We start from the raw sequence: 25,007 nt of genomic DNA, 5'->3' as shown, positions 1-25,007 counted from the left end.
CGCTTCATCACTGAATGAAATGATCGGGAGCCACGTCAACCCATGGAACTGAGCGACCTCGACCTCAACCTGCTGCTGCTTTTCCAGCGTCTGATGCAGGAGCGGCGCGTGTCGACCGTCGCCGAGCAGATGAACATGAGCCAGCCGGGCGTCAGCAACGCGCTCGCGAAGCTGCGCCGGCGGCTCGGCGATCCGCTGTTCGTGCGCGGACCGGGCGGCGTCGTACCGACGCCGTTCGCGCTGCGGCTGGCGGAGCCCGTTTCGCACGCACTCGCGACGCTGCACGCCGCGCTCAATCCCGAGACGGGCTTCGACCCGCGGCACGCCGCGCGCACGATCACGATCGGCATGACCGATATCGGCGAAGTCGTGTTCCTGCCCGCGTTGCTGGAACGCGTCGCGCACGCGGCGCCCGGCATCGTGCTGAACACGGTGCGCAACACCAGCGTGAACCTGAGCGACGAAATGGCCGACGGCCGCGTCGACCTCGCGATCGGGCTGCTGCCGCAACTGCAGGGCGGGTTCTATCAGCGCCGGCTGTTCGATCAACGGTATGTGTGCCTGTTTCGGCGCGGCCATCCGCTCGAGGCCGCGCCGCTCACGCTCGACGCGTGGCGCGACGCCGGGCATCTGGTCGTGGTATCGGCCGGGACCGGCCATGGACAGGTGGACGAATGGCTGAAGCGGCGTCGCGTCACGCGCAACGTGCGGCTGACGGTGCCGCATTTCATGAGCGTCGGCTACATCCTGCAACGCACCGACCTGATCGCGACGGTGCCGGAGCATCTCGCGCTGCAACTGGCGGCGCCGTTTTCGCTAGGCTGGCGCGCGCTGCCGGTGACACTGCCCGGCGCACCGATCCATATGCTGTGGCATGCGCGAGTCAATCAGGACGAGGGCAACCGCTGGCTGCGGGACGTGGTGGTCGAGCTATTTGCGGACACCGGCGCGCGGCAGCGGAAATCCGCACCGGCGCGAAAGAAATAGGCACGTGTACGATGTCGCGTGAACAGGCGACGGAGCCTTGCGACGACATCGCCTGTGCGTCTGCGCTGCCCCCCTTCAACCAGCAGGAAATCAAGCCATGTCTGTCTCGAAGAAATTTGCAGCCGTCACGGGCGCCGGATCCGGCATCGGCCGTGCAGCGGCTGTCGCGCTCGCCGGCGCGGGATTCACCGTCGCGCTGATCGGGCGTACGGAAGCGCCGTTGTGCGAAACGCAGGAAGCGATCCGCGCCGCGGGCGGCGACGCGCACGTGTTTCCCGCCGACGTCACCGACGAAGCGTCGGTCGACCGCGCGTTTGCGCAGATCGCACAGCAGTTCGGCCGGCTCGACGTGCTCTTCAACAATGCCGGACGCAACGCACCGCCCGCTTCCCTCGACGCATACGAACTCGACGTCTGGAACGCCGTGGTCGCGACCAACCTGACCGGCGTGTTCCTCTGCGCGCGGGCCGCCTGGCGCATCATGAAGGCGCAGACGCCGCAGGGCGGCCGGATCATCAACAACGGTTCGATCTCGGCGTACTCGCCGCGCCCCGAGACGATCGCGTACACGGCCACCAAGCATGCGGTGACCGGGATCACGCGATCGCTGGCGCTGGACGGCCGCGCGTACAACATCGCCTGCGGTCAGATCGACATCGGCAACGCGGCGACCCCGCTCACGGAACGGATGACGCAAGGCGTGCCGCAGGCGGACGGCAGCATGGCGCCCGAGGCGCGCATGGACGTCGCGCATGTCGCGAACGCGGTCGTGCAGATGGCCAGCCTGCCGCTGGACGCGAACATCCTGAACATGACGATCATGGCGACGGCGATGCCGTTTGTGGGGCGCGGGTAGGTTTGCGGGCGCGGCACGACCGCGCCCGTTATTTACCCCCTGGACGCGTTGTCGAGCGTCGACATCGCGAGATCGGATGCGCGAAACCGCGCCGCCTCCGGCAGCGCCTGCTCAGATCGCGCGGACTACCGCAATCTTGCCAATCAGGACAAGATAGGAAATCGGCCAGAATAGCAGCGCGCGGACTTTGGTCGAGAATACGTTGTGCAGCGTGTTATAGACCGGATGAAACGTAATCAAATTTCGCAACACCGTACGGTTCAGGAAAATACCGCAGGCAAAATAAACGACAAAGTAGACGATCGATGCCTTGCTTACGGCAGCTATCACCGCACCGGCAATCAACGCAACCACGGCTCCGACGTAAAACCCGAAAGCCTTGCCAAGTGACATCAGTCCACCGCTCCCCCGAACGGCGTCGTCGCTTGCGATACTCATTTCTTCTCCTTATCGAATTGAACGGGTTATTTCGAGCAGCCGTCATTCGGCTGCCCAGCCCCGGAGTATCGGCATATGGAGAGAAAACTTGAGAGTGATACGAAATTGTCCGACCGAACGCGTCAAACGATTTCGAAATGGTCGTGAAGCCCGCCTTTTCGACGATACGGCCTCGGGAATTCAGCCGGCTTTTTAAAAAAAACCGCTCAAACATCCCCATCCGGAATCCTCGCCGACTGAATCACCACCAGCGTATCCCCCGCCTCGATCCGGCAAGGCGGATCCTCGTAGAACGACTGGATCTTCCCGCATCGATCCAGCCCGACGACGATCGCGCCCGGCACGACGTTCGTCATGCAGCCGATCTCGTGCGGCAGCGCCTCGCGCTCCAGCAGCGTCGCGCGCCCGCGCGTCGACAGCATGTCGTTGACGAACGGCACGATATAGCGGCTGTGCACCGCATCCGCGAGCAGCAGCGCGCCGATCTTCGTCGACGATACGATCACGTCCGCCCCCGCCTGCCGCAGTTGCCGCTGATACAGGTTCTCCTGGATCCGCACGACGATCTTCGTGTCCGGTGCGATGCTGCGCACCGACAGCGTCAACAGGATCGCGGTCGGATCGTCGGTCACCGAGATGATCACGGCCTTCGCCGCGCGCACCTGCGCCTGCTGCAGCAAGTCCTCGTGCGCGGGATCGCCGAGCAGCCCCGTCACGCCGAGCGAGGTCGCGGCTTCGAGCGCCTGCTGCTGTGCGTCGATCACGATGATCGTCGACGGATCGACGCCGCTTTCAAGCAGCTCGCGCACGGCGATCGAGCCCGACAGCCCGTAACCGCACACGACGATGTGATCGGACAATTGCTTTTGCAGACGTTTCATGCGGAATTCCTCGACGACGCGCTGGATCACGAACTGATACGCCGTGCCCAGGAAAATGAACCAGATGCCGATCCGGATCGGCACGATGAAGAACGCATCGATCAGCCGCGCCCGCGCGGTGACCGGCACGATGTCGCCATAGCCGACCGTCGCGACCGTGACCATCGTGAAATAGACGAGATCGGCGATGGTCATCGGCGTGTCCTTCGTCGAATCACGCAGGCCGCTGCGATCGAGATACAGCACGAGGAACGCAAGCGCACACAGCAGCACGACCATGCCGAGACGGAACAGCAGCGTGCGCCGCGGCGACGTCGCGGGGCGCGTGAACAGCGTGCGTGCGCGCGGCGCCTGCCACGGATTACGCGCGCGACGCAGGCGGGAACGCAACGAACGACGCTGGGCGGAGGGCGTTGCCAACGGGGATTCTCCTGAAGGATGCGGGCTCGATTCTACGACGGGAATACACGGTCCGGCCGGCGCCATGAAGCCGGTTTGTCCGCTACAGCATGCTGCGCGGACGCACCATCGTCCCGTCGACGAAACGGTGCGCGCGGAACGCCGACAGATCGAGCGACGGCGCGCCCGTGTCGATCCATTCGGCCAGCAGCCGGCCGATGATCGGCCCCATCGCGAAACCGTGACCGCAGAACCCCGTCGCGATCGCGAGCCCCGACGGCGTGCCCGGCGCATCGATCACCGGAATGCCGTCGGGCAGCACGTCGATCAGGCCGGCCCATGCCTCGACGATCTGCACCTCCTTCAGCGCGGGAAACATCCGCTTCAGCTTCGTGAGCGCGCGCGGCGCATGCGCGCGATTCGGCTGCGGCTGCGGATCGCGCGGCTCGATCGGACCGAGCCCGCCGCCGATGCGTGCAAGCGCGTCGCGCCATGCGGCGGCGTTCAGGTGCAGACGGAATTTCTCGCGCTGCGACCAGAACTCCGGCCAGAACACGCTCAAGCCGCGCAGGTGGCCGAGCGTCAGGTCGACGTCGACCTGCATGTCGTCGGCGAGATTGATCGCGCCGTTCTCGCGCTGCCGGATGCCGAGGCCATGCCCCCAGATCGTCGACGCCGATATCGGAGGCACCACGTTGGTGCGCATGCAGGTGCCGCGCACTGCCTGCTGCGGCAGGCGGATACCGACGCCGTCGAGCAGCCGGAAACTCGTCGCGCCGGCCGCGCAGATCACGCGTCGCGTGCGGATCGTGCCGCGCTCGGTCGCGACGCCGATCACCGCGCCGCCGGCCGTCTCGATCGCCGTCACGCCGCAGCCTTCGAAAAACCGTGCGCCGGCCTCGGCCGCACGCGCGGCGAATGCGGCCGCCACGCGTCGCGGTTCGGCCTGCCCGTCGGTCGCGGTGTACAAGCCGCCGAGCGTGCGCGCCTGCGTCGACAGCCCGCGCACGCGCTCGTCGATCTGCGCGCGCGTCAGCGTGCGCGTATCGAGCCCGTGCTCGCGCGCGACGGCAAGCCAGGCCTGGAACGACGTCCAGTCCGTTTCGTTGTCCGCAATATAGAGACAGCCGCCCTGCCGCCATTCGAGATCGAAACCGAGCGTTTCCTCTAATCGCTCCCAGATGCGCATGCCGGCCATCATCAGCGGCACTTCGGCGGATTCGCGACCCTGCTGCCGGACGAAGCCCCACGCGCGCGTCGACTGCTGTCCGGCAATTCGCGACTTGTCGAGCACGACGGCCTTCAGGCCACGCAAACCCAGGTAGTACGCGGCTGCACAGCCCATGATGCCGGCCCCGGCGATCACGACGTCGGCTTGGTCCGGGAACGGCGTATCGGCGCGCGTCAACGCGTCGTGCAAAGGATAGGTTGTCGTCATTATTTCTCTTTGGGTGTTAATGCACGGCCAGTGCGTGCTGCGCGGTAACGTCGAGATACACCTTTCACAGAAACGCACCGATCGCGACAAGGAACGGACGCCATTTTGCGGTAAAGTTATCTTTTCCGCGCGTGGCCGGTCGGCTCGCCATTGGACATCGTCAAGACTGTCCGCCGAGACCCGCCGCAAGGCGTCGTTCTGAACGTCATCCGAATCGACCCGATCCGTTCCCGTAGCATGACCACTGAAGCAATCACCACGGATTCCCTCGCGGTTGCCGAGCGTGTGCGCGAGCTAATGACTCGCCACGGCATCGGCAAGCGCCAGCAGACCACCGAACTCTGCCGCATCCTCGACCTGAGCTTCTCGCAAGGTCACCGCAAACTGCGCGGCAGCAGCCCCTGGACGCTCGCGCAGATCAAGAAAGTCGCCGAGGCATACGGCGAGCCCGCCGCCCAGCTGTTCGGCGCGCAGACGCTCGACCCCGGCATGGTCGGCGCGTATTCGCAGGACGCGGTGCTGTACGCAGGCGTCGCCGAAATTCCGTGCACCGCATGGATCGGCGCGCCGCTCGAAGCCGGCGCGCGTCCCGAATTCGTCGCGTACGAACAGAACGGCCGCTGGCGCGTGCTGCGCCACACGGGCGTGCTGTACCAGAACGCGTACGACGTGCACAAGATCGAAATCTACCCGCGCCGCGCGGAAAGCGACAAGCTCGTCGTCGCCGTGATCGATCCCGATCGCGTCAGCGCGACCGAGCTGTGCCGCTATCTGGAACGGCAGGGTTTCGCGACGGCGTCGTTCGACGGCATCACCGCGTTCGTCGACGCGCTGCAAGGCCAGGCATTCGACGCAGTCGTCACCGAATGGCTGTTCGACGACTGCACTGCCGCGACCGCGATCAAGGCCGTGCGTACGTCCGACAATCCCGGCGCACCGATCTTCGTGCTGACCGGCGACCTGCTCACCGGGCGCGCGAGCGAAGCGGACATCAGCGAAGTGATCCGCGCGTTCGACGTCGTCTGCTACGAAAAACCCGCACGCATGGCGATTCTCAGCGCCGATCTCGCGAAACGGCTCGCGCGCGGCTAAACGCCGCGCGTCGCGCCCGACGGCCAGAGCCAAGGCCAGGCCCACGCGGCGCCGCGGTCGCGAACGGGTTCCTCAGTACAATAGCCGGACCCGTTCACGCCCACGCCGGCATCCGCCGCCCGACGCCATGGCCCGCCTCATCCCCGACGACTGGAAAAGCCTCGCCGCGACCGGCGCGGCCGAACGCGAGCGCGAAACGCTCGCCGCACTCGAACACGCGCTGCCGGACGGCTACACCGTCTATCACGGCGTGCACTGGACGCGCGCCGAGCAGGCGTTCTCGGTATTCGGCGAAGCGGCGTTCGTGGTCGTGAGCCCGGCCGGCCGCGTGCTGCTGATCGAACAGAAGGCCGGCTTCCTGCGCGAAACGCCGAAGGGGCTGGTAAAGGTCTATCTGCAGACCGAGCGCAACGTCGCGATCCAGCTCGCGCGCACGCAGGAAACGCTGCACCGCCGGCTGACGGCCGCGCTCGGCGCGGGCATCTACGGCGTCGAGGCGCTGCTGTACTGCCCCGACTACGCGATTCGCCAGGCCGCGATCGCGGGCGTCGCGGCCGAGCGCATCGTCGATGCGTCGCGCAAGGCGCAGCTCGCGCAGGTGATCCTGCAGATCCTGCCCGAAGACGACGAAAGCCTGCCGAACGCGGCGAAACTCCATCATTTCCTCGCAGACGAACTCGCGCTCACGCCCGATACGAGCGCGCTCGTCGGGCAGGCCGGCACGCTCGTCACGCGGCTGTCGGGCGGCCTTGCCGCATGGGCGCGCCAGCTCGAATTCGCGCCGTTCCGGCTGCGCGTGACGGGCACCGCCGGTTCGGGCAAGACGCAGCTGGCAGTGCAGGCGATGCGGGATGCGGTCGCGGCCGGCAAGCGCGTGCTGTACGTCTGCTTCAACCGGCCGCTCGCCGACTACATCGCGCGCATCGCGCCGCCCGGCGCGAAGATCGCGAACTATCACCAGCTGTGCGACTGGGTTGCGCGCGACAGCGGTGACGTGCCGGACTTCCAGACGCCCGGCGCATTCGAGCGGCTCGAGGCGCGCTTCGCGCAAACCCCGGTTTCCGAACGCTGGCACGTCGACGTGCTGATCGTGGACGAAGGGCAGGATTTCCACGCGCCGTGGGCGGTCGCGCTCGAGCGCCTGCTCGCGCCGGACGGCGCCTGGTGGTGGCTCGAGGATCCGTTGCAGAACCTCTACATGCGCGAACCGGTCGCGCTGCCGGGCTGGGTCACGCTGAAGGCGCTCACCAACTACCGCAGCCCGCGCGACCTGCTCGAATTCGTGCGCGATATCGTCGGCCGCGTCGAACCGCTCGCGGCCGAGCTGCGCTCGGGCAGCCCGTTCGACGGCTCCGATCCGTCGGTATCGGCTTACGGCGAAGCCGGCGCGTCGGACGACGCGCTCGCGCAAGCGTGCATCGACGCCACCAAGCGCGCGATCACGCACGCGCTGTCGCTCGGCTTTCGCAAGCAGGACATCGCGGTGCTGTCGTATCGCGGCCGCGAGAACTCGGTGCTCGCGTCGCTCGATCAGCTCGGCCCGCACCGGATCAAGCGCTTCACCGGCAAGTACGACCTGTTCGGCAACCCCGAATATCGCGAAGGCGACGTGCTGCTCGATTCGATCTATCGCTTCAAGGGGCAGTCGGCGCCGTGCGTGATCCTCACCGAGATCGACTTCGACACGCTCGATGCGCGCGCCGCGCGCAAGCTGTTCGTCGGCGCGACGCGCGCGACGATGAAGCTGCTGCTGGTCGCGTCGTCGCGCGCGGCCGCGCAGCTCGCGACCGGCTGACACGGGCGGCCCGCGCGGGTGGCCGCGACGCCGGCGCGACGTTCCGCGGGCGGTGGCATCGCACGCCGCCGCGGCGCCCGTTGCCTCAGCTCACACCACGACTTACGCGACGCGGAACGCCCCCACCGCGCGGCGCAGCCCGTCGGCCTGTTCCTCGAGCGACGCGGCCGCCGCCGCGGCCTGCTCGACGAGCGCCGCGTTCTGCTGCGACACCTGATCCATCTGCGACACCGCGCGGTTCACCTGCTCGATGCCGTCGCGCTGCTCGTTCGACGCGGCCGCGATCTCGGTCATGATGCCGGTCACGCGCGCGATCGCCTGCTGGATGTCCTGCATCGTCGTGCCCGCCACGCCGACCAGCCGCGAGCCGTTCGCGACGCGCTCGACCGATTCGCCGATCAGCGTGCGGATTTCCTTCGCCGCCGACGCCGAGCGCTGCGCGAGCGTGCGCACCTCGCCCGCGACCACCGCGAAACCGCGGCCCTGCTCGCCCGCGCGCGCGGCTTCCACCGCCGCGTTCAGCGCAAGGATGTTGGTCTGGAAGGCAATTCCCTCGATCGTGCCGATGATGTCGGCGACCTTCTGCGAACTCTGGTCGATCTCAGTCATCGTGCCGATCACCTCGCCGACGACCGTCGCGCCGCGCGTCGCGATCTCGCTCGCGCTGTCCGCGCAGGCCTGCGCCTCGAGCGCATGGTCGGCGTTCTGCTTCACGGTCGCCGTCAGCTGCTCCATGCTCGCGGCGGTTTCCTGCAACGCGGCGGCCTGTTCCTCGGTGCGCTGCGACAGGTCGGTGTTGCCCGCGGCGATCTGATGCGTCGCCGTCGAGATCGCGTCGGAACCTTGCGCGACCTGGCGCACCGTGTCCGCGAGACTGCGCTGCATGCCCGTCACGCCCTTGACCAGCTCGGCCATTTCGTCGCGCGAGGTCCAGCGCACCTCCGACGTCAGGTCGCCCTCGGACAGGCGGCGGAAATGCGTGAGCAGCCGGTTGACCGGCTGCGTGATCGCGAAATGCAGGCCGATCGCGCAGCCCAGGCAGGCCGCGAGGCCGAGCGCGATGCCGGCGACCGCGCCTGCGCGCAGCCAGCCGTAGTACGTCTGCGCGGTGTCGTAGGCGGCCTTGCCGCGCGCGACCTGGAACGCGTCGAGCGCGTCGGTCGCCTGCGTGAGCGACACCGACAGCGGCGGCGCGACCGTCATCAGCAGCCGGTCCGCGTCGTCGCGCCGGCCCGCGCGGATCGCGTCGATCAGCGGCTTCAGCGCCTGCCCGATCAGCGCCTGGCGCGCGGCATCGAGCCGGCTCGCGAGCGGCCCTTCGTCGCCGTCGTGCGGCATCGCCGCGTACGTCGCCCATGCGGTGTCGGCCTTCGCGAGATAGTTTTCGGCCTTCGCGACGAGATCGGGCACTTCCGGCGCATCCGGATGCAGCAGCGCGCGGTCGAGCGTCGTGCGCACGATTGTCAGGTTCAGGCTCGCCGCAGCCAGTGCGGTCTTGGCGGCCAGTTGCCGCGTATAGGCCTCGTCGAGCGCGCGGTTCGAGCTTTGCATGCCGGCAAGGCCGATCAGCCCCGACACGACGAGCAGCGCCGCGACCAGGCCGAGCGTGGAAAAGATCCGCGTGCGGATCGAGAAACGGGAAAACAGGGCGTTCAGGTTCATGACGGCACGAGAGCGATGAAAGACGCCGCGACAATCGGGCCGCGGCACTCTGGATTACGGTTTGCCTGCAGAAAACTTGAGTCCGACCGGCCATTCGTCTGACCTGGATCAATTCGGCGCGCCGGCAATCTCCTGTTACGGCTGCAACAATTCGAGGCCAGACAGAAATTGACTAGTCAATAATTAGCCTCTATATTTCGATCCATTCCCTGCCATGGCAGATATATCGATGAGAACCAATACCCTGCTCTCCGCACCGGCCGCCGAAGCCGCCCGCCGCGACGCGCCGACCGGCCTGATCGTCGCCGCGCTGCTGCTGGTGATGCTGCTGTCCGCGCTCGACCAGACGATCGTGTCGACCGCGCTGCCGACGATCGTCGGCGAACTGGGCGGGCTCGACCAGTTGTCGTGGGTCGTCACCGCGTACCTGCTGTCGTCGACGGTGGTGTTGCCGCTGTACGGCAAGCTCGGCGACCTGTACGGCCGCAAGATCGTGCTGCAGGTCGCGATCGTGCTGTTCCTCGCCGGTTCGGCGCTGTGCGGGATCGCGCAGGACATGACGCAGCTGATCGTGCTGCGCGCGCTGCAGGGCCTCGGCGGCGGCGGCCTGATGGTCGTCACGATGGCCGCGATCGGCGATCTGGTGCCGCCCGACCGGCGCGCGCGCTACCAGGGGATGTTCGGCGGCGTGTACGGCCTCGCGACGATCGTCGGCCCGCTGCTCGGCGGCTTTCTGGTCGAGCACCTGTCGTGGCGCTGGATCTTCACGATCAACCTGCCGCTCGGCTTTGTCGCGCTGGCGGTGATCGGCATCGCGTTCCGGCCGCACACCGCGCACGTGAAGCACCGGATCGACTACATGGGCGCCGCGTTCCTCGCGACGGCCCTCACCTGCGTGATCCTGTTTACGAGCGAAGGCGGCTCGCTGCTGCCGTGGTCGTCGCCGCAGCTGTGGATGACGCTCGCGCTCGGCATCGTCGCGATCGGCGGCTTCGTCTACGAAGAACGGCTCGCGGCCGAGCCGATCATGCCGCTCGAACTGTTCCGCCACCGCACCTTCGTGCTGGTCAGCCTGATCGGCTTCGTGGTCGGCATCGCGCTGTTCGGCTCGGTCACGTTCATCCCGCTTTATCTGCAGGTCGTGAAGGGTTCGACGCCGTCGCAGGCCGGCATGCAGCTGCTGCCGATGATGGGCGGGATGCTCGCGACCTCGGTGATCAGCGGCCGGCTGATCTCGCGGCTCGGTTCGTACCGCGCGTTTCCGATCGGCGGCACGCTGATCGGCGGCATCGCGATGACGCTGCTGTCGACGCTGTCGCTCGATACGCCGCTGCACACGATGTACGCGTACATGGCGCTGCTCGGAATCGGGCTCGGCATGGTGATGCCCGTGCTGACGCTCGCCGTGCAGAACACGGTCGAGTTCCGGCACATGGGCGTCGCGACCTCCGGCGCGACGCTGTTCCGCTCGATCGGCGGCTCGCTCGGCGTCGCCGCGTTCGGTGCGCTGTTCTCGCACGGGTTGCAGGCGCGGATCACGGCGGCGCTGCCGGCCGGCACGGAACTGCCGCCCGCGCTCGGCCCGTCGGCGGTGCACCAGTTGCCGGACGCGGTGCGCGACGCTTATCTGCACGCGTTCGCGGGCTCGCTGCATGTCGTGTATCTCGCGGCGGCGACGGTAATCGCCATCGCATTCGTGCTCGCGTGGTTCGTCGAGGATGCGCCGCTGCGCAAGCACAATGGTTGAGGATTCTGGCGGCCGGTACGCAGCGGCTCGCCGCGTCGCCAGCCCGGCTTCGGGCCGCTGGCCGAGTGCCGGTCGTCTCGCCCCGGCTCGCGGCCTCCTTCCCGATGCCGGCCGGTCGCTCACGATCACGCGCGTCTTTACCGCCCCCGCCGACCCACCGCATAGTAGAGGCTTCGCCACCCAACCCGATCCACCCCGCCCCGCCGCCATGCCAGCCGCTTCCGCTTCCCCCTGCATCGTCCGCGACGCGACCGATGCCGATCTGCCCGCCATCCGGGCCATCTACGCGCACCACGTGCTGCACGGCGTCGCGTCGTTCGAGGAAGCGCCGCCCGATGTCGCCGAACTGCGCGCCCGTCGCGACGCGGTGCTGCGCCACGGCCTGCCGTATCTCGTCGCGGAATACGCCGGCCGCGTCGCCGGCTACGCGTATGCGACGCCGTACCGCCCGCGCAGCGCATACCGCCACACGATCGAGGACTCGATCTATATCGACGACGCACAGCGCGGCCGCGGGATCGGCCGCGCGCTGCTGGCGGCGCTGATCGCGCGTTGCGAGGCCGGCCCGTGGCGGCAGATGATCGCAGTGATCGCCGACGGCGGCACCGGCGGGTCGACGTCGCTGCATCGCGCGTTCGGCTTCGAGCCGGCCGGCACGCTGAAGGCGGTCGGTTTCAAGCACGGCCGCTGGATCGACACCGCGTTGCTGCAGCGAACGCTCGGCGACGGCGCGCACACGCACCCCGCATCGCCCGCCCCGGCCGCGTCGCGCTAGAATGGCCGCATGCCAAAACAGACTCAACCCACTCCCGACGAGGCCGCTGCGGACACCCGCAACGAGTACACGGTCGACGAACTGGCGCGCGTGTCCGACACGACCGTGCGCAACGTGCGCGCGTACCAGGATCGCGGCCTGCTCGCGCCGCCCGAGAAGCGCGGGCGCGTGGGCATCTACGACGACACGCACGTCGCGCGCCTGAAGCTGATCAACCACCTGCTCGCGCGCGGCTACACGCTGTCGAACATCCAGGACCTGATCAAGGCGATCGACGAGGGCCACGACCTGCGCTCGATCCTCGGCCTGGAAAATGCGATCGGCGGGCGCTGGTCGCACGAGTTGCCGAAAACCTATTCGCTCGCCGCGCTCGCGCAGATGTTCGGCCCGCAAACGCCCACGCAGCTCGCGCGCGTGACCGAGCTGGGCCTGCTCGAACGGCGCGGCCTGTCGTTCGTCGCGAAGAGCCCCGCGCTGCTCGAAGCGGCGGCCGCGATGACCAAGGAAGGCATTCCGCCGCGCGAGCTGCTCGACGTGATCAGCCTCGCGCGGCCGCATTTCGATGCGATCGCGCGGCTGCTCGTCGATCTGGTCGTCAAGCGGCTCGACCGCTACGACGCCGGCACGCTGCCGCCGGCGACCGACGTGCCCGCGCTGGTCGACGCGATCTGGCGGCTGCGCCCGCTCGCGGCCGTGTTCGTCGAAGGCGAGACCAACCGCGCACTCGAAACCGCGGCGAGCGCCTACCTCGGCGGCCGCGTGGCGACGATTCTCGACAGGAAGCTCAGCGACGAAGCGGCACGGCAGGCCGGCACGCCGCACGACGACAAAGCATAAGCGCGGCGCCGTCATATTCTTATCGGCATTGCTTCGTTGGCGGGCATCCACGCCCATGCGACGATTCTTCCAACCGAGCGGCGCAAGCCGCTCCCCGAAGACGCTGCGCATGGAGTTCGTTCGATGATTCGTTTCACCCGCTGGATCACCCGCACCGCCGCGACGACGCTCGTCGCGCTATCCGCCGTGTCGGCCTTCGCGCAAGGCGGCGCCGACAAGGTCGTGCGCATCGGCTACCAGAAGGCCGGCCTGCTGTCGATCGTCAAGGCGCAGGGTTCGCTCGAGGCGCGGCTCAGGCCGCTCGGCTACAACGTGCAGTGGTTCGAATTCCCGGCCGGCCCGCAACTGCTCGAAGCGCTGAACGCGAACAGCATCGACTTCGGCTATACGGGCGCGCCGCCGCCGGTATTCGCGCAGGCGGCCGGCGTGCGATTCGTCTATGTCGGCGCGGAACCGCCGGCGCCGCATAACGAAGCGGTGTTCGTGAAGGCCGACTCGCCGATCCGCTCGCTCGCCGACCTGCGCGGCAAGAAGGTCGCGCTGCAGAAGGGTTCCAGCGCGAACTACCTGCTGCTCGAAGCATTGAAGAAGGCCGGCGTGCGCTACGACGAGATTCGCCCGGTGTACCTGCCGCCGGCCGATGCGCGTGCGGCGTTCGAGAGCGGCAACGTCGACGCGTGGGCCGTGTGGGATCCGTACTATGCAGCCGCGCAGAGCGCGCTGAAGGTGCGCACGCTGTCGGACTATTCGGGACTGGCGGCGGCGAACAATTTCTACGAGGCGACGCGGGATTTCGCGCAACAGCATCCCGAGGTGGTCGGCGCGATCCTGAAACAGGCGCGCGAGACCGGTCAGTGGGTGAACGGGCATCCGGGCGAGACGGCTGCACTGCTCGCGCCGAAGGTCGGGCTGCCGCAGCCGCTCGTCGAGACGTGGATCAAGCGCGTGCCGTTCGGCGCGGTGCCGCTCGACGACAGGATCGTCGCGGTCCAGCAAGGGGTCGCCGACGCGTTTTATGCGGCCAAGCTGATTCCGCAGAAGCTGACGGTTGCGGACAACGCATGGATCGACAAGCGCGCGGCGGAGGCGCTTGCGGCGAAGTAGCGGCTGGACGCTGCGTGCGTGTCATCGAGAAAGGCCGGTGGGCAGCGTGCTCGTCGGCCTTTTTTGTCGCGCTCGAATTCAACGCCCCGGCGGCCTCCCGCCGCTCACCTACTTCAACACCCCCGCCACCTTCCTCTGCCGCCACAGACACAGCAAATCACAGGCAATATGCGCGGCAGCGATCGCCGTGATGTCCGCATGATCGTAAGCGGGCGCCACCTCGACGACGTCCGCGCCGATCAGGTTCACCGCGCCCAACGCCCGCACGATCGCCAGCGCCTGCGCCGACGACAGTCCGCCCGCGACCGGCGTCCCGGTGCCGGGCGCGAACGCCGGATCGAGACAATCGATATCGAACGTCAGATAAGCAGGCCGCGCGCCCACGATCCCGACGATCCGCTCGACCGCCGCACGCGGACCATGCTCGTGCACCCACGCCGCATCGAGCCGCTCGATCCCCAGGAAATCGTCGTTCCACGTGCGGATCCCGACCTGCACCGACGTCGCGGGATCGATCAGCCCCTCCTTCACCGCCTTGTAGAACATCGTGCCGTGATTGAGGCTGTCCGGCTCGTCGTCGGCCCACGTATCGCAATGCGCGTCGAAATGAATCAGCGACAGCGGCTTGCCGTAACGCTCCGCATGCGCGGCCAGCAGCGGATACGTGATGTAGTGATCGCCGCCGAAGGTCAGCATCTTCGCGCCCGAGCGCAGGATCGTGCGCGCATGCTCGACGATCGCCGGCTTGATCGACAGCGGGTTATGCGCGTCGAACCAGCAGTCGCCGTAATCGATCGCCGCGAGATCGTCGAACGGGTCGAAGCCCCACGGATACGGATTCAGCTCGGCGAGCTGCACGCTCGCCGCGCGGATCGCGGCCGGGCCTAGCCGCGCACCCGATCGGTAGGTCGTCGCGAGATCGAGCGGCACACCGGAAATCGCGACGTCGACGCCGTCGAGCGCGCGCGAATAATTGCGGCGCATGAACGACAGCACGCCCGCATAGGTATGCTCGATCGAGGAGCCGTACGGCGTCGTGCGACGGATCGCGCCGTCGCCGTGAAGAAGTTCGGTCATGGTCGAACCTGTGGTCGTGGGTGCCGGATTCACCCGCCTGTGCGGATCGGACACGGCGCCGATTCATCGAGCGCGCGGCACCGCGTCGTGCCGGACGCAGCCGCCGCGCCAGCCGCGCGAATCCTGTCGCGCGGCCGGACGGAACAACGGATACCGCGGCGATGATAACAAGCCGAATTGCCGCCGTTGCCCCGGCTCGGCCGGGGCAACGCGCCGGCCGGCAGCGATCGCGCACTAGAAGGGTTTGCCGGTTCCCGCACGCCGCTTCTTCCGGATAATGACCGTCGGCCGCGCTCGCGCAGGCGCGCCGCCGACAACGACAACGACAACGACAACGACAACGACAACCCGGAGACACCACCTTGATCGCCACGCTTCCCGCCGCCTACCGCCGGCTCTGGCCGCTCGCCGTCGCCGCCGCGCTGCTGTACGGACTGTCGCTCGCCGCGGCGCCCTATCCCGGCCAGGCCGCCGCGAAAGCGGCGATGGGCGTGCTGCTGCTCGTCGCGGGCAGCGCCTGCGCGGCGCCGCGAGAACGCGGATGGCTGTGCGCAGCGCTCGCGACGGCCGTGCTCGGCGACGTGCTGCTCGCGCTGCCCGACTGGCCGCTGTCGTTCGTCGGCGGCCTCGGCGCATTCCTGCTCACGCACCTGTGCTATTGCGCGATCTTCTTGCGCTGGCGCGCCCGCCCGCGCGGCTGGCGCGTGGCCGCGCTGATCGCGCTGTGGATCCCGGCGCCCGGCTTCTATGCGGCGTTCTTCCCGCATCTCGGCGAGCTGGCCGCGCCGGTGGCGGTCTACATGCTGGTGCTGTGCGCGATGGCGAGCTTCGCGCTCGCGGCCCGCACGCACGGCCCGCTGGTCGCGCTCGGCAGCCTGGTCTTCGTCGGCTCCGACACGCTGATCGGCGTCGGACGCTTCCTCGGCGCCTTTCCGGGCATCGACTACCTGATCTGGAACCTCTACGCGCTCGCGCAGGTCACGATCGTCGCCGGCGTATTTCGCGAAACGATCGCGCGTGCCGCCGACCGCCGTTTTCCTGTCGCTCGAACGGGGATGCCGTCACGGTGAAGGCTTGCACACCGGGCCAAACCGGTTTGCTGCGCGGCCGTCGATACATCGCCGCACCGCGCGCGATCGCGTCGGGCCGGATCAGATATCCGCCTGATTCACCCGCCGCGACAGCGCTTCCGCGCTTTCCTTGCGTTCGCTGTATCGATCGACGAGGTAGGGACCGATGTCGCGCGTCAGCAACGTGAATTTCACCAGTTCCTCCATCACGTCCACGACACGGTCGTAATAGGCCGACGGCTTCATCCGGCCGGCCTCGTCGAACTCCATGAACGCCTTGGCCACCGACGACTGGTTCGGGATCGTCAGCATGCGCATCCAGCGTCCCAGCACGCGCATCTGGTTCACCGCGTTGAACGACTGCGAGCCGCCGCTGACCTGCATCACCGCGAGCGTCTTGCCCTGCGTCGGCCGCACGGCGCCGGCCGACAGCGGGATCCAGTCGATCTGCGACTTCATGATCCCGGTCATCGCGCCGTGCCGCTCCGGCGAGCACCACACCATGCCTTCCGACCACATCACCTGTTCGCGCAGCTCGACGACCTTCGGATGGCTGTCCGGCGCGTCGTCGGGCAGCGGCAGGCCGCTCGGGTTGAATACGCGCACCTCGGCGCCCATCGCCGTGAGCAGGCGTGCGGCTTCCTCGACCAGCAGCCGGCTGAACGAACGCTCGCGCAGCGAGCCGTACAGCAGCAGGATCCGCGGCGGATGGGTGGACGGCGACGCCGGCCGCAACTGCCCGGCGTCCGGCACGCGAAACAGCTCGACGTCGAGTTGCGGCAGATCGTTCAAGAGATTCGGCATGGGGAAGGTTCCTGTGTTGCTCAAGCCTGCTCGTACCAGCCTTTCGACCGGTTGACGATGCGTACCACCAGCAGCATCACCGGCACCTCGATCAGCACGCCCACGACGGTGGCCAGCGCCGCGCCGGAATGAAAGCCGAACAGGCTGATCGCGGCCGCGACGGCTAGCTCGAAGAAGTTGGACGCGCCGATCAGCGCCGACGGGCACGCAATCTCGTGCTTCTCGCCGACTGCGCGATTGAGCCAGTAGGCAAGCGCCGCGTTGAAGAACACCTGGATCAGGATCGGCGCCGCGAGCAGCGCGATCACCAGCGGCTGCTTCAGGATCGCCTCGCCCTGGAACGCGAACAGCAGCACGAGCGTGGCCAGCAGCGCGGCGATCGACCACGGGCCGAGCCTCGCCATGGCCGCATCGAATGCGGCCTGCCCCTTCGCGAGCAACGCCTTGCGCCAGATCTGCGCGAGGATCACCGGGATGACGATGTAGAGCACGACCGACGTCAGCAGCGTCGTCCACGGCACCGTGATCGCGGACATCCCGAGCAGCAGGCCCACCAGCGGCGCAAACGCGATCACCATGATGCTGTCGTTCAGCGCGACCTGCGACAGCGTGAACAGCGGATCGCCGCCGGTGAGCCGGCTCCAGACGAACACCATCGCTGTGCACGGCGCGGCGGCCAGCAGGATCAGGCCGGCGACATAGCTGTCGAGCTGGTCCGCCGGCAGCATCGGCGCGAACAGATGACGCACGAACAGCCAGCCCAGGAACGCCATCGAAAACGGCTTGACGAGCCAGTTCACGACGAGCGTGACGCCGATCCCTTTCACGTGCCGACGCACCTCGTGCAACGCGCCGAAGTCGACCTTCACGAGCATCGGGACGATCATCACCCAGATCAGCAGCCCGACCGGAAGATTGACCTGTGCGTATTCGATCCGGCCGATCCGCTGGAACAGGCCCGGCAGCGCCTGGCCGAGCGCGATGCCGGCGACGATGCACAGCGCGACCCAGACGGTCAGATAACGTTCGAAGAAGCGGATGGAAGGCTGGGCGGCCGCCTTTGCGGGCGCAGCGACGCGGGTCGTGTTCATTGGGCAGGTGTCGGTCTTGCACATGCACGCGGCACCGCGATCCGGCGGTGCCGCGATGCGTGGCGATCAGTTTCGCGAGATGTCGGTCAGTGCAGCCTGGAGTTCGGCGTTGTCCATTCGATCGAGCGGCAGCGCGAGCAACTGCAGCATTCGATACGCAATCGCCTGGCGCGTCAGTTCGAACGCGAGCCGCTTGCCGTCGTCGCCTCCCGGCGCGTTCGACGGATCGGCGTACCCCCAATGCACGTTGACGGGGCTGCCGGGCCAGTACGGGCAGGTTTCCGCGGCCGCACTGTCGCATACCGTGATGACGATGCGCATCTCGGGCGCGCGATCGCCGACGAATTCGTCCCAGCTCTTGCTGCGGTATCCGCCGACATCGACGCCCGCCCGGGTCAGCGCCTCCAGCGCGTACGGATTGAGCCGGCCGCTCGGCGCGCTGCCCGCGCTATACGCGCGCACGTCCTTGCCGAGCTTCGCGGCCCAGTGGTTGAGCATGCCTTCCGCCAGCACGCTGCGCGCGGAATTGTGAGTACAGAGAATCAGGACGCGGGTCGTCATGGTCGGGAGCGCTTCAGGGTTGATCGGTGCAGACGGTTTTGCCGGACGGCGAACAGGCGGATACCGGCGAGCACGGATTGCCGCCGCAGCAGTTCTCGGTCAGATAGTCGAGCAGTCCGTTCATCGTCGCGTAGTTCGCGCAGTAGATGACGAAGCGCCCTTCCTGACGGCTGGTGACGAGCTGCGCGTGGGTCAGCTCCTTCAGGTGAAAGGACAGCGACGACGGCGGCACGTCGAGCTGCGCGGCAATCTGCCCGGCCGGCAGGCCCGACGGCCCCGCCTGCACGAGCGCGCGGAACACCGCGAGCCGGGATTCGTGCGCGAGCGCGGAGAGGACGGCGATGGTCTGATTCGTTTCCATGTTTCGATACTAATCGAAATATCAAACAAAAGAAACCGGCACCCACCGCGTCGAAGGCCTGACGAGGGCCGGCCGGTCGCGGGAAGGCTCCCTGAAAACCCTAGCTGCTGCCGAAACACGCGCATCGCTGCGACGAAATCAAACAGGCTGCGATCCGCCGGCAAGCCATTCCCGCCACCTTCCCGCCCCGTCCAACGGCCCTCGCAGCCCATTCCGCATTGCAAAAACCACACCGTTCCAAACCGCGCTCAGCCTTTCCCCGCGTGCTTTCCGGCCCTTAGAGTCCGGCTTCTAGCCTCTTGCGGTTTGCAGGCCCAGCCACTATCGTTACATCAATCAATGTAACATTCAAAAATGAGCCAAATCGGAGACACCCGGATGAATGCTCGCACCCTGCCTTTCGGCCCGCCCGGCCACGACGGCCTGGACGAAACCGTCGACATCGCCGTCATCGGCACCGGCTTCGCCGGTCTCGGGATGGCCATCCGCCTGCGACAGACCGGCGTGACCGACTTCGTCGTCCTCGAAAAGGCGGCCTCGGTCGGCGGCACGTGGCGCGACAACCATTACCCCGGGTGTGCATGCGACGTGCAATCGCACGTCTACTCGTTCTCGTTCGCACCGAACCCGCGCTGGACGCGCATGTTCGCGCCGCAGCCGGAGATCCGCGCGTATCTGGAAGACTGCGTGCAGCGCTTCGGGATCGGCTCGCACCTGCGCCTGAACCACGAACTGCAGCGCGCGGAATACGACGAACGTGCGCAGCGCTGGAACCTGACGTTCACGAACGGCAGGCGGCTGTCCGCGCGCGTGCTCGTATCGGGCATGGGCGGCCTGTCGCGCGCGGCGCTGCCGGCGATTCCCGGCGTCGAGGATTTCCGCGGCCGCGCGTTCCACTCGCAGCAGTGGGATCACGACTACCCACTCGAAGGCAAGCGCGTCGCGGTAATCGGCACCGGCGCGAGCGCGATCCAGTTCGTTCCGCAGATCGCGCCGCGCGTGAAGACGCTCGCGCTGTTCCAGCGCACGCCGCCGTGGATCATGCCGAAGCCCGACCGCAAGCTGACCCGGTTCGAGCAATGGCTGTTCCGCACGCTGCCGATCACGCAGAAGGTGATGCGCAGCGGCATCTACTGGATGCTCGAATCGCGCGTGCTCGGCTTCGCGATCCATCCGGGGCTGATGAAGAACGTGCAGAAGCTCGCGCTGCGCCACATCCGCAAGCAGATCGCCGATCCGGAACTGCGCCGCGCGGTCACGCCGGACTACACGCTCGGCTGCAAGCGCGTGCTGATCTCGAACGACTATTACCCCGCGCTGTCGCGGCAGAACGTCGACGTGATCACGACCGGCATCGACCATATCGAGGCCGACGCAGTGGTGACGACCGACGGCCAGCGCCATGAAGTCGACTGCCTGATCTACGGCACCGGCTTCCAGGTCGCCGATCCGTTTCCGCGCGGCGCGATCGTCGGCCGCAACGGCCTCGACATCGTCGATGCGTGGCGCGACGGTGCGCATGCGTATCTCGGCACGACGCTACCCGGCTACCCGAATTTCTTCATGATCGTCGGCCCGAACACGGGCCTCGGCCACAACTCGATGGTGTTCATGATCGAGTCGCAGATCGAATACATCCTCGGCGCACTGCAGGCGATGCACCGCGAACGCGCGGACGCGATCGAGGTGCGTCCGACCGTCGAGGCGCAGTTCAACAGCGAACTGCAGGGCAAGCTGAAGAAGGCGATCTGGTCGACGGGCGGCTGCAAGAGCTGGTACCTCGATCCGCGCACCGGCAAGAACACGACGCTGTGGCCGGGCTTCACGTGGCGCTTCCGCCAGGCCACCGCGCACTTCTCGATCGCCGACTACCACGCGTATCGCGCGCCCCGGCACGACACCGCCGCGCAGCCGCTGGCCGCGCCCGCCGCTTCCGCATCCGCCGAAGCGGCCTGACACCGACAAGGAGCCACCGACATGAAAGATTTCGCCAACAAGGTCGCCGCGATCACGGGCGCCGGCTCGGGCATGGGCCGCTCGCTCGCGGTACAGCTCGCGCAGGCCGGCTGCCACGTGTCGCTCGCCGACAAGAACGGCGTCGGCCTCGCCGAAACCGAGCGGATCGTCCGCGCGATCGCGCCGAACGTGCGCGTGACGACGCGCGTGCTCGACGTCGGCGATCGCGACGCGATGTTCGCGTGGGCCGACGACACCGCGAAGGCGCACGGCAAGGTCAACCTGATCTTCAACAACGCGGGCGTCGCGCTGTCGAGCACCATCGAAGGGATGGAATACAGCGATCTCGAATGGATCGTGAACATCAATTTCTGGGGCATCGTGCACGGCACGAAGGCGTTCCTGCCGCACCTGAAGGCGGCGGGCGAAGGCCACGTGATCAATACGTCGAGCATCTTCGGGATCTTCGCGCAGCCCGGCATGAGCGGCTACAACGCGACCAAGTTCGCGGTGCGCGGCTTCACCGAATCGCTGCGCCAGGAACTCGACATGATGAAGTGCGGCGTGTCGGCGACCTGCGTGCACCCGGGCGGCATCCGCACCAATATCGCGCAGTCGAGCCGCATCGCGAAGAACATGGTCGGTTTCATGATCGAGAGCGAACAGCAAGGCAAGGACGATTTCGAGAAGTTCTTCATCACGACCGCCGACGACGCCGCGCGCACGATCCTGTCCGGCGTGCGCCGCAACAAGCGCCGCGTGCTGATCGGCCGCGACGCGAAGGCCGCCGACTGGATGGCGCGGATCCTGCCGTCCGCCTACCAGACGCTCGTCGTGCTCAAGTCGCGCCAGGAGGCCCGCAAGGCACGCCGCCGCGCGGCCCGCTACGGCACGCCGGCGAGCGCGCCGCTCCACGCAACCTATAACAATGCAGGCAATCAGGGAGGAAACCAGTCATGACGACCCCGCACATGATGCCGGTAAGGCGCGACATCCGCTTCGCCCTGCCGCCCGAACGCGCGAAGGACTGGCACGTACAGGGCGTGCCCGTCACGCACTTCATGAACGCGCTGTCGCTGCTGTTCCCGGCCGGCGAACGCTTCTTCATGGATTCGGTGCGCAACTACCGCGACCGGATCGAAGACCCTGAACTGAAGAAGCAGGTGCTCGGCTTCATCGGCCAGGAAGCGATGCATACGCGCGAACACATCGAGTACAACGACCTGCTGCAATCGTCGGGGCTGCCCGCGCACAAGCTCGACAAGCGCCTGTGGACGATCCTAGGCTGGTTCCGCAAGCTGCTGCCGCACTCGATGCAGTTGGCGATCACGATCGCGCTCGAACACTACACGGCGATTCTCGCGAACCAGCTGCTGTCGGGCCACGAGCACCGCATCGACGGCTCGGTCGAGGGCTACACGCAGATGTGGATGTGGCACGCGATGGAAGAGACCGAGCACAAGGCCGTGTCGTACGACGTATGGAACGCGGTGATGAAGCCCGGCCTCGGCAGCTACCTGCTGCGCACCGGCACGATGCTGTTGACGACGCTGACGTTCTGGACCATCGTGTTCGACTTCCATGTGCGCCTGATGCTCGCGCACCGCCGCCGTCACGGGAAGTTCGGCGGGATGTGGCGTCTCGTCAAGTATCTGTACGGGCCGAAACACGGCGTGTTCCCGAGCATCGCGCGCGAATGGCTCGACTATTTCCGCCCGGGCTTCCATCCGTGGGACCACGACAACCACCAGTACCTGCAAGGGCTCGACACGCTGCTCGCGAACATCGACGCGACCAACGCGCGCTATGCGGCGCAGGCGGCCCCGCGCCGCGTGCCGCTGCATCCGATCCCGCAGGCCTGACGCGATGGCGCGCGCAAGCGACATGCTGACCGTTCGATCGGGCGACGTGAAACTCGCCGTCTACGTCAGCGGCCCGCGTCGCGCGCCGCCGCTGATCCTCGTGCACGGCTACCCCGATTCGGCGGCCGTGTGGGCGCCGATCCGCGCACGGCTCGCGCAACGCTACCGCGTGATCGCGTATGACGTGCGCGGTGCGGGCGCCTCCGATGCGCCGCGCCGCCGCGCCGACTACGCGCTCGCGCGGCTCGCCGACGACCTGCAGGCCGTCGCCGACGCGACCTGCGGCGGCCGGCCGTTCCACCTCGTCGGTCACGACTGGGGCTCGATCCAGTGCTGGGAGGCTGTCACCGATCCCGCGTTTCGCGGGCGGATCGCGTCGTATACGTCGATCTCGGGCCCGTGCCTCGACCACGTGTTCCGCGCGAAGCTGCGGCTCAAGCAGAGCCTGAAGTCGTGGTACATCGCGTTCTTTCACCTGCCGCTCGTGCCGTCGCTGGTCTGGCGGCTCGGCGGCGCTGCGCTGTGGCCACGCTGGCTGCAGCTGACCGAACGCGTGCGCGTCGAGCGCGATCCGTCGCAATTGAAGAATGCGCTGAACGGGTTGCAGATGTACCGCGCAAACTTCATCGCGCGTGCAAGAAGGCCGCGCGAGCGGCATGCGCAGGCGCCGGTGCAGATTCTCGTGCCGGTGCGCGACCGCTACGTGACGCCCGAGATGACGGTCGATCTCGATCGCTGGCTCGGCGAGCATGTCCGCGAGGAAATCGACGGGGCCCACTGGATCGTGCTGCGCAATCCCGACCTGATCGCGTCGCGGATCGACCGTTTCGCGTCCGCGCAGGACCGCAAGGCGGCGCCGTCGCACGCGGCCGCCGCTCAGCCGGGCTCCGGCAGACGCCTGAACAGCGTCTCGTAGTCGATCACGAGGCCGTCGTCGTCGATGTCCATCTCGGCGGTGAAGTTGCGGAAGATGCCTTCGTAGCGGTAGCGCCGGCCCGGCTCGATGCAGGTGTACGCCTGCTCGACCCGCGTCGCGGCCAGGTCGGGCACCGACACGTAGACGACGTCGATCGGCCGCCGCTCGCCGCGCGCGAGTTCGAGGCGGCCGATCGGCAGCGCGTTCGTGAACGGCGTCGCCGCGATATCGATGTCGATGCAGCCGTCCAGTGCGGGCAGCGCACGGCCCGCACCGTCGCGCCAGTGACCGGCGCCGTCGCCGCGCAGCTCGAGCGTGCCGCCGCCCATCACCCTGAGCACCGCGTCGGTCACGCGCCATCGCGGATCGCAGACCAGCCGATACGCGAGCCCGTAGGCCCGGCCGTAGCGCTGGCCGACCACCGCGCTTTCGACGACGATGCCGACGTCGCTCCGCTCGAACGTCAGATGTTCGATGCCGTCGCCCTCGAGCGACGCCCAGCGCACCGCTTTCGTCATTCCGCCTCCTTCCGCGCCCCACGGTGGGGCATCGCGCACAAATCCCGACTATCCAGAATTCCCTATTCCGGTGCACGGGATTGTGTCCTATGCTCGCGGCTCGTCCTGCTCCGCCGCCATCATGTCCACCGCACACTCTGCCACGCCGTCGATCGACCTGCGCATCCTGCTGCGCAGCATCGGACAGATCGTGCTGCAGGCGAACGCGCTCACGGGCGCGCTGCTGCTCGCCGCGCTGGCGCTGACCGACCTGCGGCTCGCCTGCGCGGCCCTGCTCGGCGCGGCCGCCGCCAACCTGGCCGCGGTGCTGACCGGCGCGCGGCGCGACGATGTCGAACAGGGGCTGCACGGTTTCAACGGCGCGCTCGCCGCGCTGATCGCCGTCGTGTTCGCGCCGGATCCGCTGATCGGCGTCGTGCTGTCGCCGTTGCCCGCGATCGGCGCGGCGCTGGTACATCGCGCGATGCGCGGGCCGCTCGCGAAATGGCGGCAGTGTCCGTATTCGAGCCCGTGCCTCGCGGTGTCCGCGCTCTGGCTGCCGTTTTTTATTGCGACGCAGCATGCGGATGGCGCGATCGCCGGCGCGACGCCGACGTGGTCCGCCATCGGCCCCGCGCTGCTCGCCGGCGTCGCGCAGACCACCTTCGCGCAAGGCGCGTGGGCCGGCGCGCTGATCGTCGCGGGCATCGCGGCCGAGTCGCGCCGCGCGGCTGCATGCGCGCTCGCCGGCGCGATCGTGTCGACCGTGCTGCTGACCGCGCTCGGCGCCGACCCTGCGTC

24 protein-coding genes are annotated in these 25,007 nt (G+C 67.8%); 14 read left to right on the top strand and 10 right to left on the bottom strand.

The window, feature by feature from the left end:
- Nucleotides 1–42: 42 nt before the first annotated feature.
- Nucleotides 43–987, top strand: coding sequence for a LysR family transcriptional regulator (locus BST28156_RS09035; RefSeq protein ID WP_174901986.1), 945 nt, complete (start codon nucleotides 43–45; stop codon nucleotides 985–987).
- A 97-nt stretch (nucleotides 988–1,084) separates the two neighbouring features.
- A complete protein-coding gene (locus BST28156_RS09030) occupies nucleotides 1,085–1,843 on the top strand; it encodes an SDR family oxidoreductase (protein ID WP_174901985.1) in 759 nt (252 codons plus the stop codon).
- Nucleotides 1,844–1,954: 111 nt separating this feature from the next.
- On the opposite strand, the gene BST28156_RS09025 is transcribed toward BST28156_RS09030, so the two are convergent.
- From BST28156_RS09025 to BST28156_RS09015, 3 genes are all read right to left on the bottom strand, one after another.
- Nucleotides 1,955–2,281 carry a hypothetical protein gene (locus BST28156_RS09025; protein WP_174901984.1) on the bottom strand — a complete coding sequence of 109 codons (327 nt, stop codon included), beginning with the start codon at nucleotides 2,279–2,281 and terminating at the stop codon, nucleotides 1,955–1,957.
- A gap of 206 nt (nucleotides 2,282–2,487) precedes the next feature.
- Nucleotides 2,488–3,582, bottom strand: coding sequence for a potassium channel family protein (locus BST28156_RS09020; protein ID WP_060237113.1), 1,095 nt, complete (start codon nucleotides 3,580–3,582; stop codon nucleotides 2,488–2,490).
- Between the two features lie 82 nt (nucleotides 3,583–3,664).
- A complete protein-coding gene (locus BST28156_RS09015) occupies nucleotides 3,665–4,999 on the bottom strand; it encodes an NAD(P)/FAD-dependent oxidoreductase (RefSeq protein ID WP_174901983.1) in 1,335 nt (444 codons plus the stop codon).
- Between the two features lie 237 nt (nucleotides 5,000–5,236).
- Between BST28156_RS09015 and BST28156_RS09010 the strand changes: the two genes are divergently transcribed.
- Together BST28156_RS09010 and BST28156_RS09005 are read left to right on the top strand one after the other, a co-directional pair.
- Nucleotides 5,237–6,091 (top strand): helix-turn-helix domain-containing protein, encoded by an 855-nt coding sequence (locus BST28156_RS09010; protein WP_060237105.1) that lies wholly within the window; start codon nucleotides 5,237–5,239, stop codon nucleotides 6,089–6,091.
- Between the two features lie 127 nt (nucleotides 6,092–6,218).
- Nucleotides 6,219–7,886, top strand: a complete 1,668-nt coding sequence (locus BST28156_RS09005; RefSeq protein WP_174901982.1) for an ATP-binding domain-containing protein — start codon at nucleotides 6,219–6,221, stop codon at nucleotides 7,884–7,886.
- A 102-nt stretch (nucleotides 7,887–7,988) separates the two neighbouring features.
- Here BST28156_RS09005 and BST28156_RS09000 read toward each other — a convergent pair whose 3' ends face one another.
- The gene (locus tag BST28156_RS09000) at nucleotides 7,989–9,548 is read right to left on the bottom strand and encodes a methyl-accepting chemotaxis protein (protein WP_060237098.1); all 1,560 of its coding nucleotides are present in this window, start codon (nucleotides 9,546–9,548) and stop codon (nucleotides 7,989–7,991) included.
- Nucleotides 9,549–9,777: 229 nt separating this feature from the next.
- Here BST28156_RS09000 and BST28156_RS08995 point away from each other — a divergent pair, with 229 nt between their 5' ends.
- From BST28156_RS08995 to BST28156_RS08980, 4 genes are all read left to right on the top strand, one after another.
- Nucleotides 9,778–11,295 (top strand): MDR family MFS transporter, encoded by a 1,518-nt coding sequence (locus BST28156_RS08995; RefSeq protein ID WP_060237095.1) that lies wholly within the window; start codon nucleotides 9,778–9,780, stop codon nucleotides 11,293–11,295.
- Between the two features lie 208 nt (nucleotides 11,296–11,503).
- On the top strand, nucleotides 11,504–12,070 hold the full coding sequence (locus BST28156_RS08990) for a GNAT family N-acetyltransferase (RefSeq protein WP_174901981.1): 567 nt from the start codon (nucleotides 11,504–11,506) through the stop codon (nucleotides 12,068–12,070).
- A gap of 9 nt (nucleotides 12,071–12,079) precedes the next feature.
- Nucleotides 12,080–12,907, top strand: a complete 828-nt coding sequence (locus BST28156_RS08985) for a MerR family transcriptional regulator (RefSeq protein WP_174901980.1) — start codon at nucleotides 12,080–12,082, stop codon at nucleotides 12,905–12,907.
- Nucleotides 12,908–13,030: 123 nt separating this feature from the next.
- Nucleotides 13,031–14,011, top strand: coding sequence for a sulfonate ABC transporter substrate-binding protein (locus tag BST28156_RS08980; protein ID WP_174901979.1), 981 nt, complete (start codon nucleotides 13,031–13,033; stop codon nucleotides 14,009–14,011).
- A 108-nt stretch (nucleotides 14,012–14,119) separates the two neighbouring features.
- Here BST28156_RS08980 and speB read toward each other — a convergent pair whose 3' ends face one another.
- A complete protein-coding gene (gene speB / locus BST28156_RS08975) occupies nucleotides 14,120–15,088 on the bottom strand; it encodes an agmatinase (RefSeq protein ID WP_174901978.1) in 969 nt (322 codons plus the stop codon).
- Nucleotides 15,089–15,450: 362 nt separating this feature from the next.
- On the opposite strand from speB, the gene BST28156_RS08970 reads away from it, so the two are divergent.
- Nucleotides 15,451–16,158 carry a lysoplasmalogenase gene (locus BST28156_RS08970; RefSeq protein WP_174901977.1) on the top strand — a complete coding sequence of 236 codons (708 nt, stop codon included), beginning with the start codon at nucleotides 15,451–15,453 and terminating at the stop codon, nucleotides 16,156–16,158.
- An 81-nt stretch (nucleotides 16,159–16,239) separates the two neighbouring features.
- On the opposite strand, the gene arsH is transcribed toward BST28156_RS08970, so the two are convergent.
- The 4 genes from arsH to BST28156_RS08950 all read right to left on the bottom strand — a co-directional run bounded on the left by arsH (nucleotide 16,240) and on the right by BST28156_RS08950 (nucleotide 18,975).
- Nucleotides 16,240–16,962 carry an arsenical resistance protein ArsH gene (arsH, locus tag BST28156_RS08965; protein WP_174901976.1) on the bottom strand — a complete coding sequence of 241 codons (723 nt, stop codon included), beginning with the start codon at nucleotides 16,960–16,962 and terminating at the stop codon, nucleotides 16,240–16,242.
- 20 nt (nucleotides 16,963–16,982) lie between these two features.
- Entirely contained in the window at nucleotides 16,983–18,053 is a 1,071-nt protein-coding gene (arsB, locus tag BST28156_RS08960; RefSeq protein WP_174901975.1) for an ACR3 family arsenite efflux transporter, read from the bottom strand.
- A gap of 66 nt (nucleotides 18,054–18,119) precedes the next feature.
- Nucleotides 18,120–18,614, bottom strand: a complete 495-nt coding sequence (locus BST28156_RS08955; protein ID WP_060237039.1) for an arsenate reductase ArsC — start codon at nucleotides 18,612–18,614, stop codon at nucleotides 18,120–18,122.
- Nucleotides 18,615–18,627: 13 nt separating this feature from the next.
- A complete protein-coding gene (locus tag BST28156_RS08950; protein ID WP_174901974.1) occupies nucleotides 18,628–18,975 on the bottom strand; it encodes an ArsR/SmtB family transcription factor in 348 nt (115 codons plus the stop codon).
- Between the two features lie 378 nt (nucleotides 18,976–19,353).
- Here BST28156_RS08950 and BST28156_RS08945 point away from each other — a divergent pair, with 378 nt between their 5' ends.
- The 4 genes from BST28156_RS08945 to BST28156_RS08930 are packed head-to-tail and all read left to right on the top strand — an operon-like array spanning nucleotide 19,354 to nucleotide 23,709.
- Complete coding sequence (locus tag BST28156_RS08945; protein ID WP_174901973.1) at nucleotides 19,354–20,931, top strand: flavin-containing monooxygenase; 1,578 nt, start codon at nucleotides 19,354–19,356, stop codon at nucleotides 20,929–20,931.
- 21 nt (nucleotides 20,932–20,952) lie between these two features.
- Entirely contained in the window at nucleotides 20,953–21,891 is a 939-nt protein-coding gene (locus tag BST28156_RS08940) for an SDR family NAD(P)-dependent oxidoreductase (protein WP_060237027.1), read from the top strand.
- On the top strand, nucleotides 21,888–22,793 hold the full coding sequence (locus BST28156_RS08935) for a metal-dependent hydrolase (protein ID WP_174901972.1): 906 nt from the start codon (nucleotides 21,888–21,890) through the stop codon (nucleotides 22,791–22,793). Before BST28156_RS08940 ends, BST28156_RS08935 begins: the two co-directional genes overlap by 4 nt.
- Before the next feature lie 4 nt (nucleotides 22,794–22,797).
- Nucleotides 22,798–23,709: an alpha/beta fold hydrolase gene (locus BST28156_RS08930; protein WP_174901971.1), complete on the top strand. Its 912-nt coding sequence runs from the start codon at nucleotides 22,798–22,800 to the stop codon at nucleotides 23,707–23,709.
- Here the strand turns inward: BST28156_RS08930 and BST28156_RS08925 are convergent.
- Nucleotides 23,670–24,227, bottom strand: a complete 558-nt coding sequence (locus BST28156_RS08925; protein ID WP_174901970.1) for a putative glycolipid-binding domain-containing protein — start codon at nucleotides 24,225–24,227, stop codon at nucleotides 23,670–23,672. The genes BST28156_RS08930 and BST28156_RS08925 overlap by 40 nt on opposite strands.
- Before the next feature lie 121 nt (nucleotides 24,228–24,348).
- On the opposite strand from BST28156_RS08925, the gene BST28156_RS08920 reads away from it, so the two are divergent.
- Nucleotides 24,349–25,007, top strand: a 659-nt coding sequence (locus BST28156_RS08920; protein ID WP_174901969.1) for an urea transporter, incomplete at its 3' end; no start/stop codon positions are given.

The sequence above is a fragment of the Burkholderia pseudomultivorans genome (assembly GCF_902499075.1).
GTDB lineage: Bacteria > Pseudomonadota > Gammaproteobacteria > Burkholderiales > Burkholderiaceae > Burkholderia > Burkholderia pseudomultivorans.
Note: the sequence above shows the minus strand (reverse complement) of the source record. Positions and strands in the feature narration are given on the sequence as shown.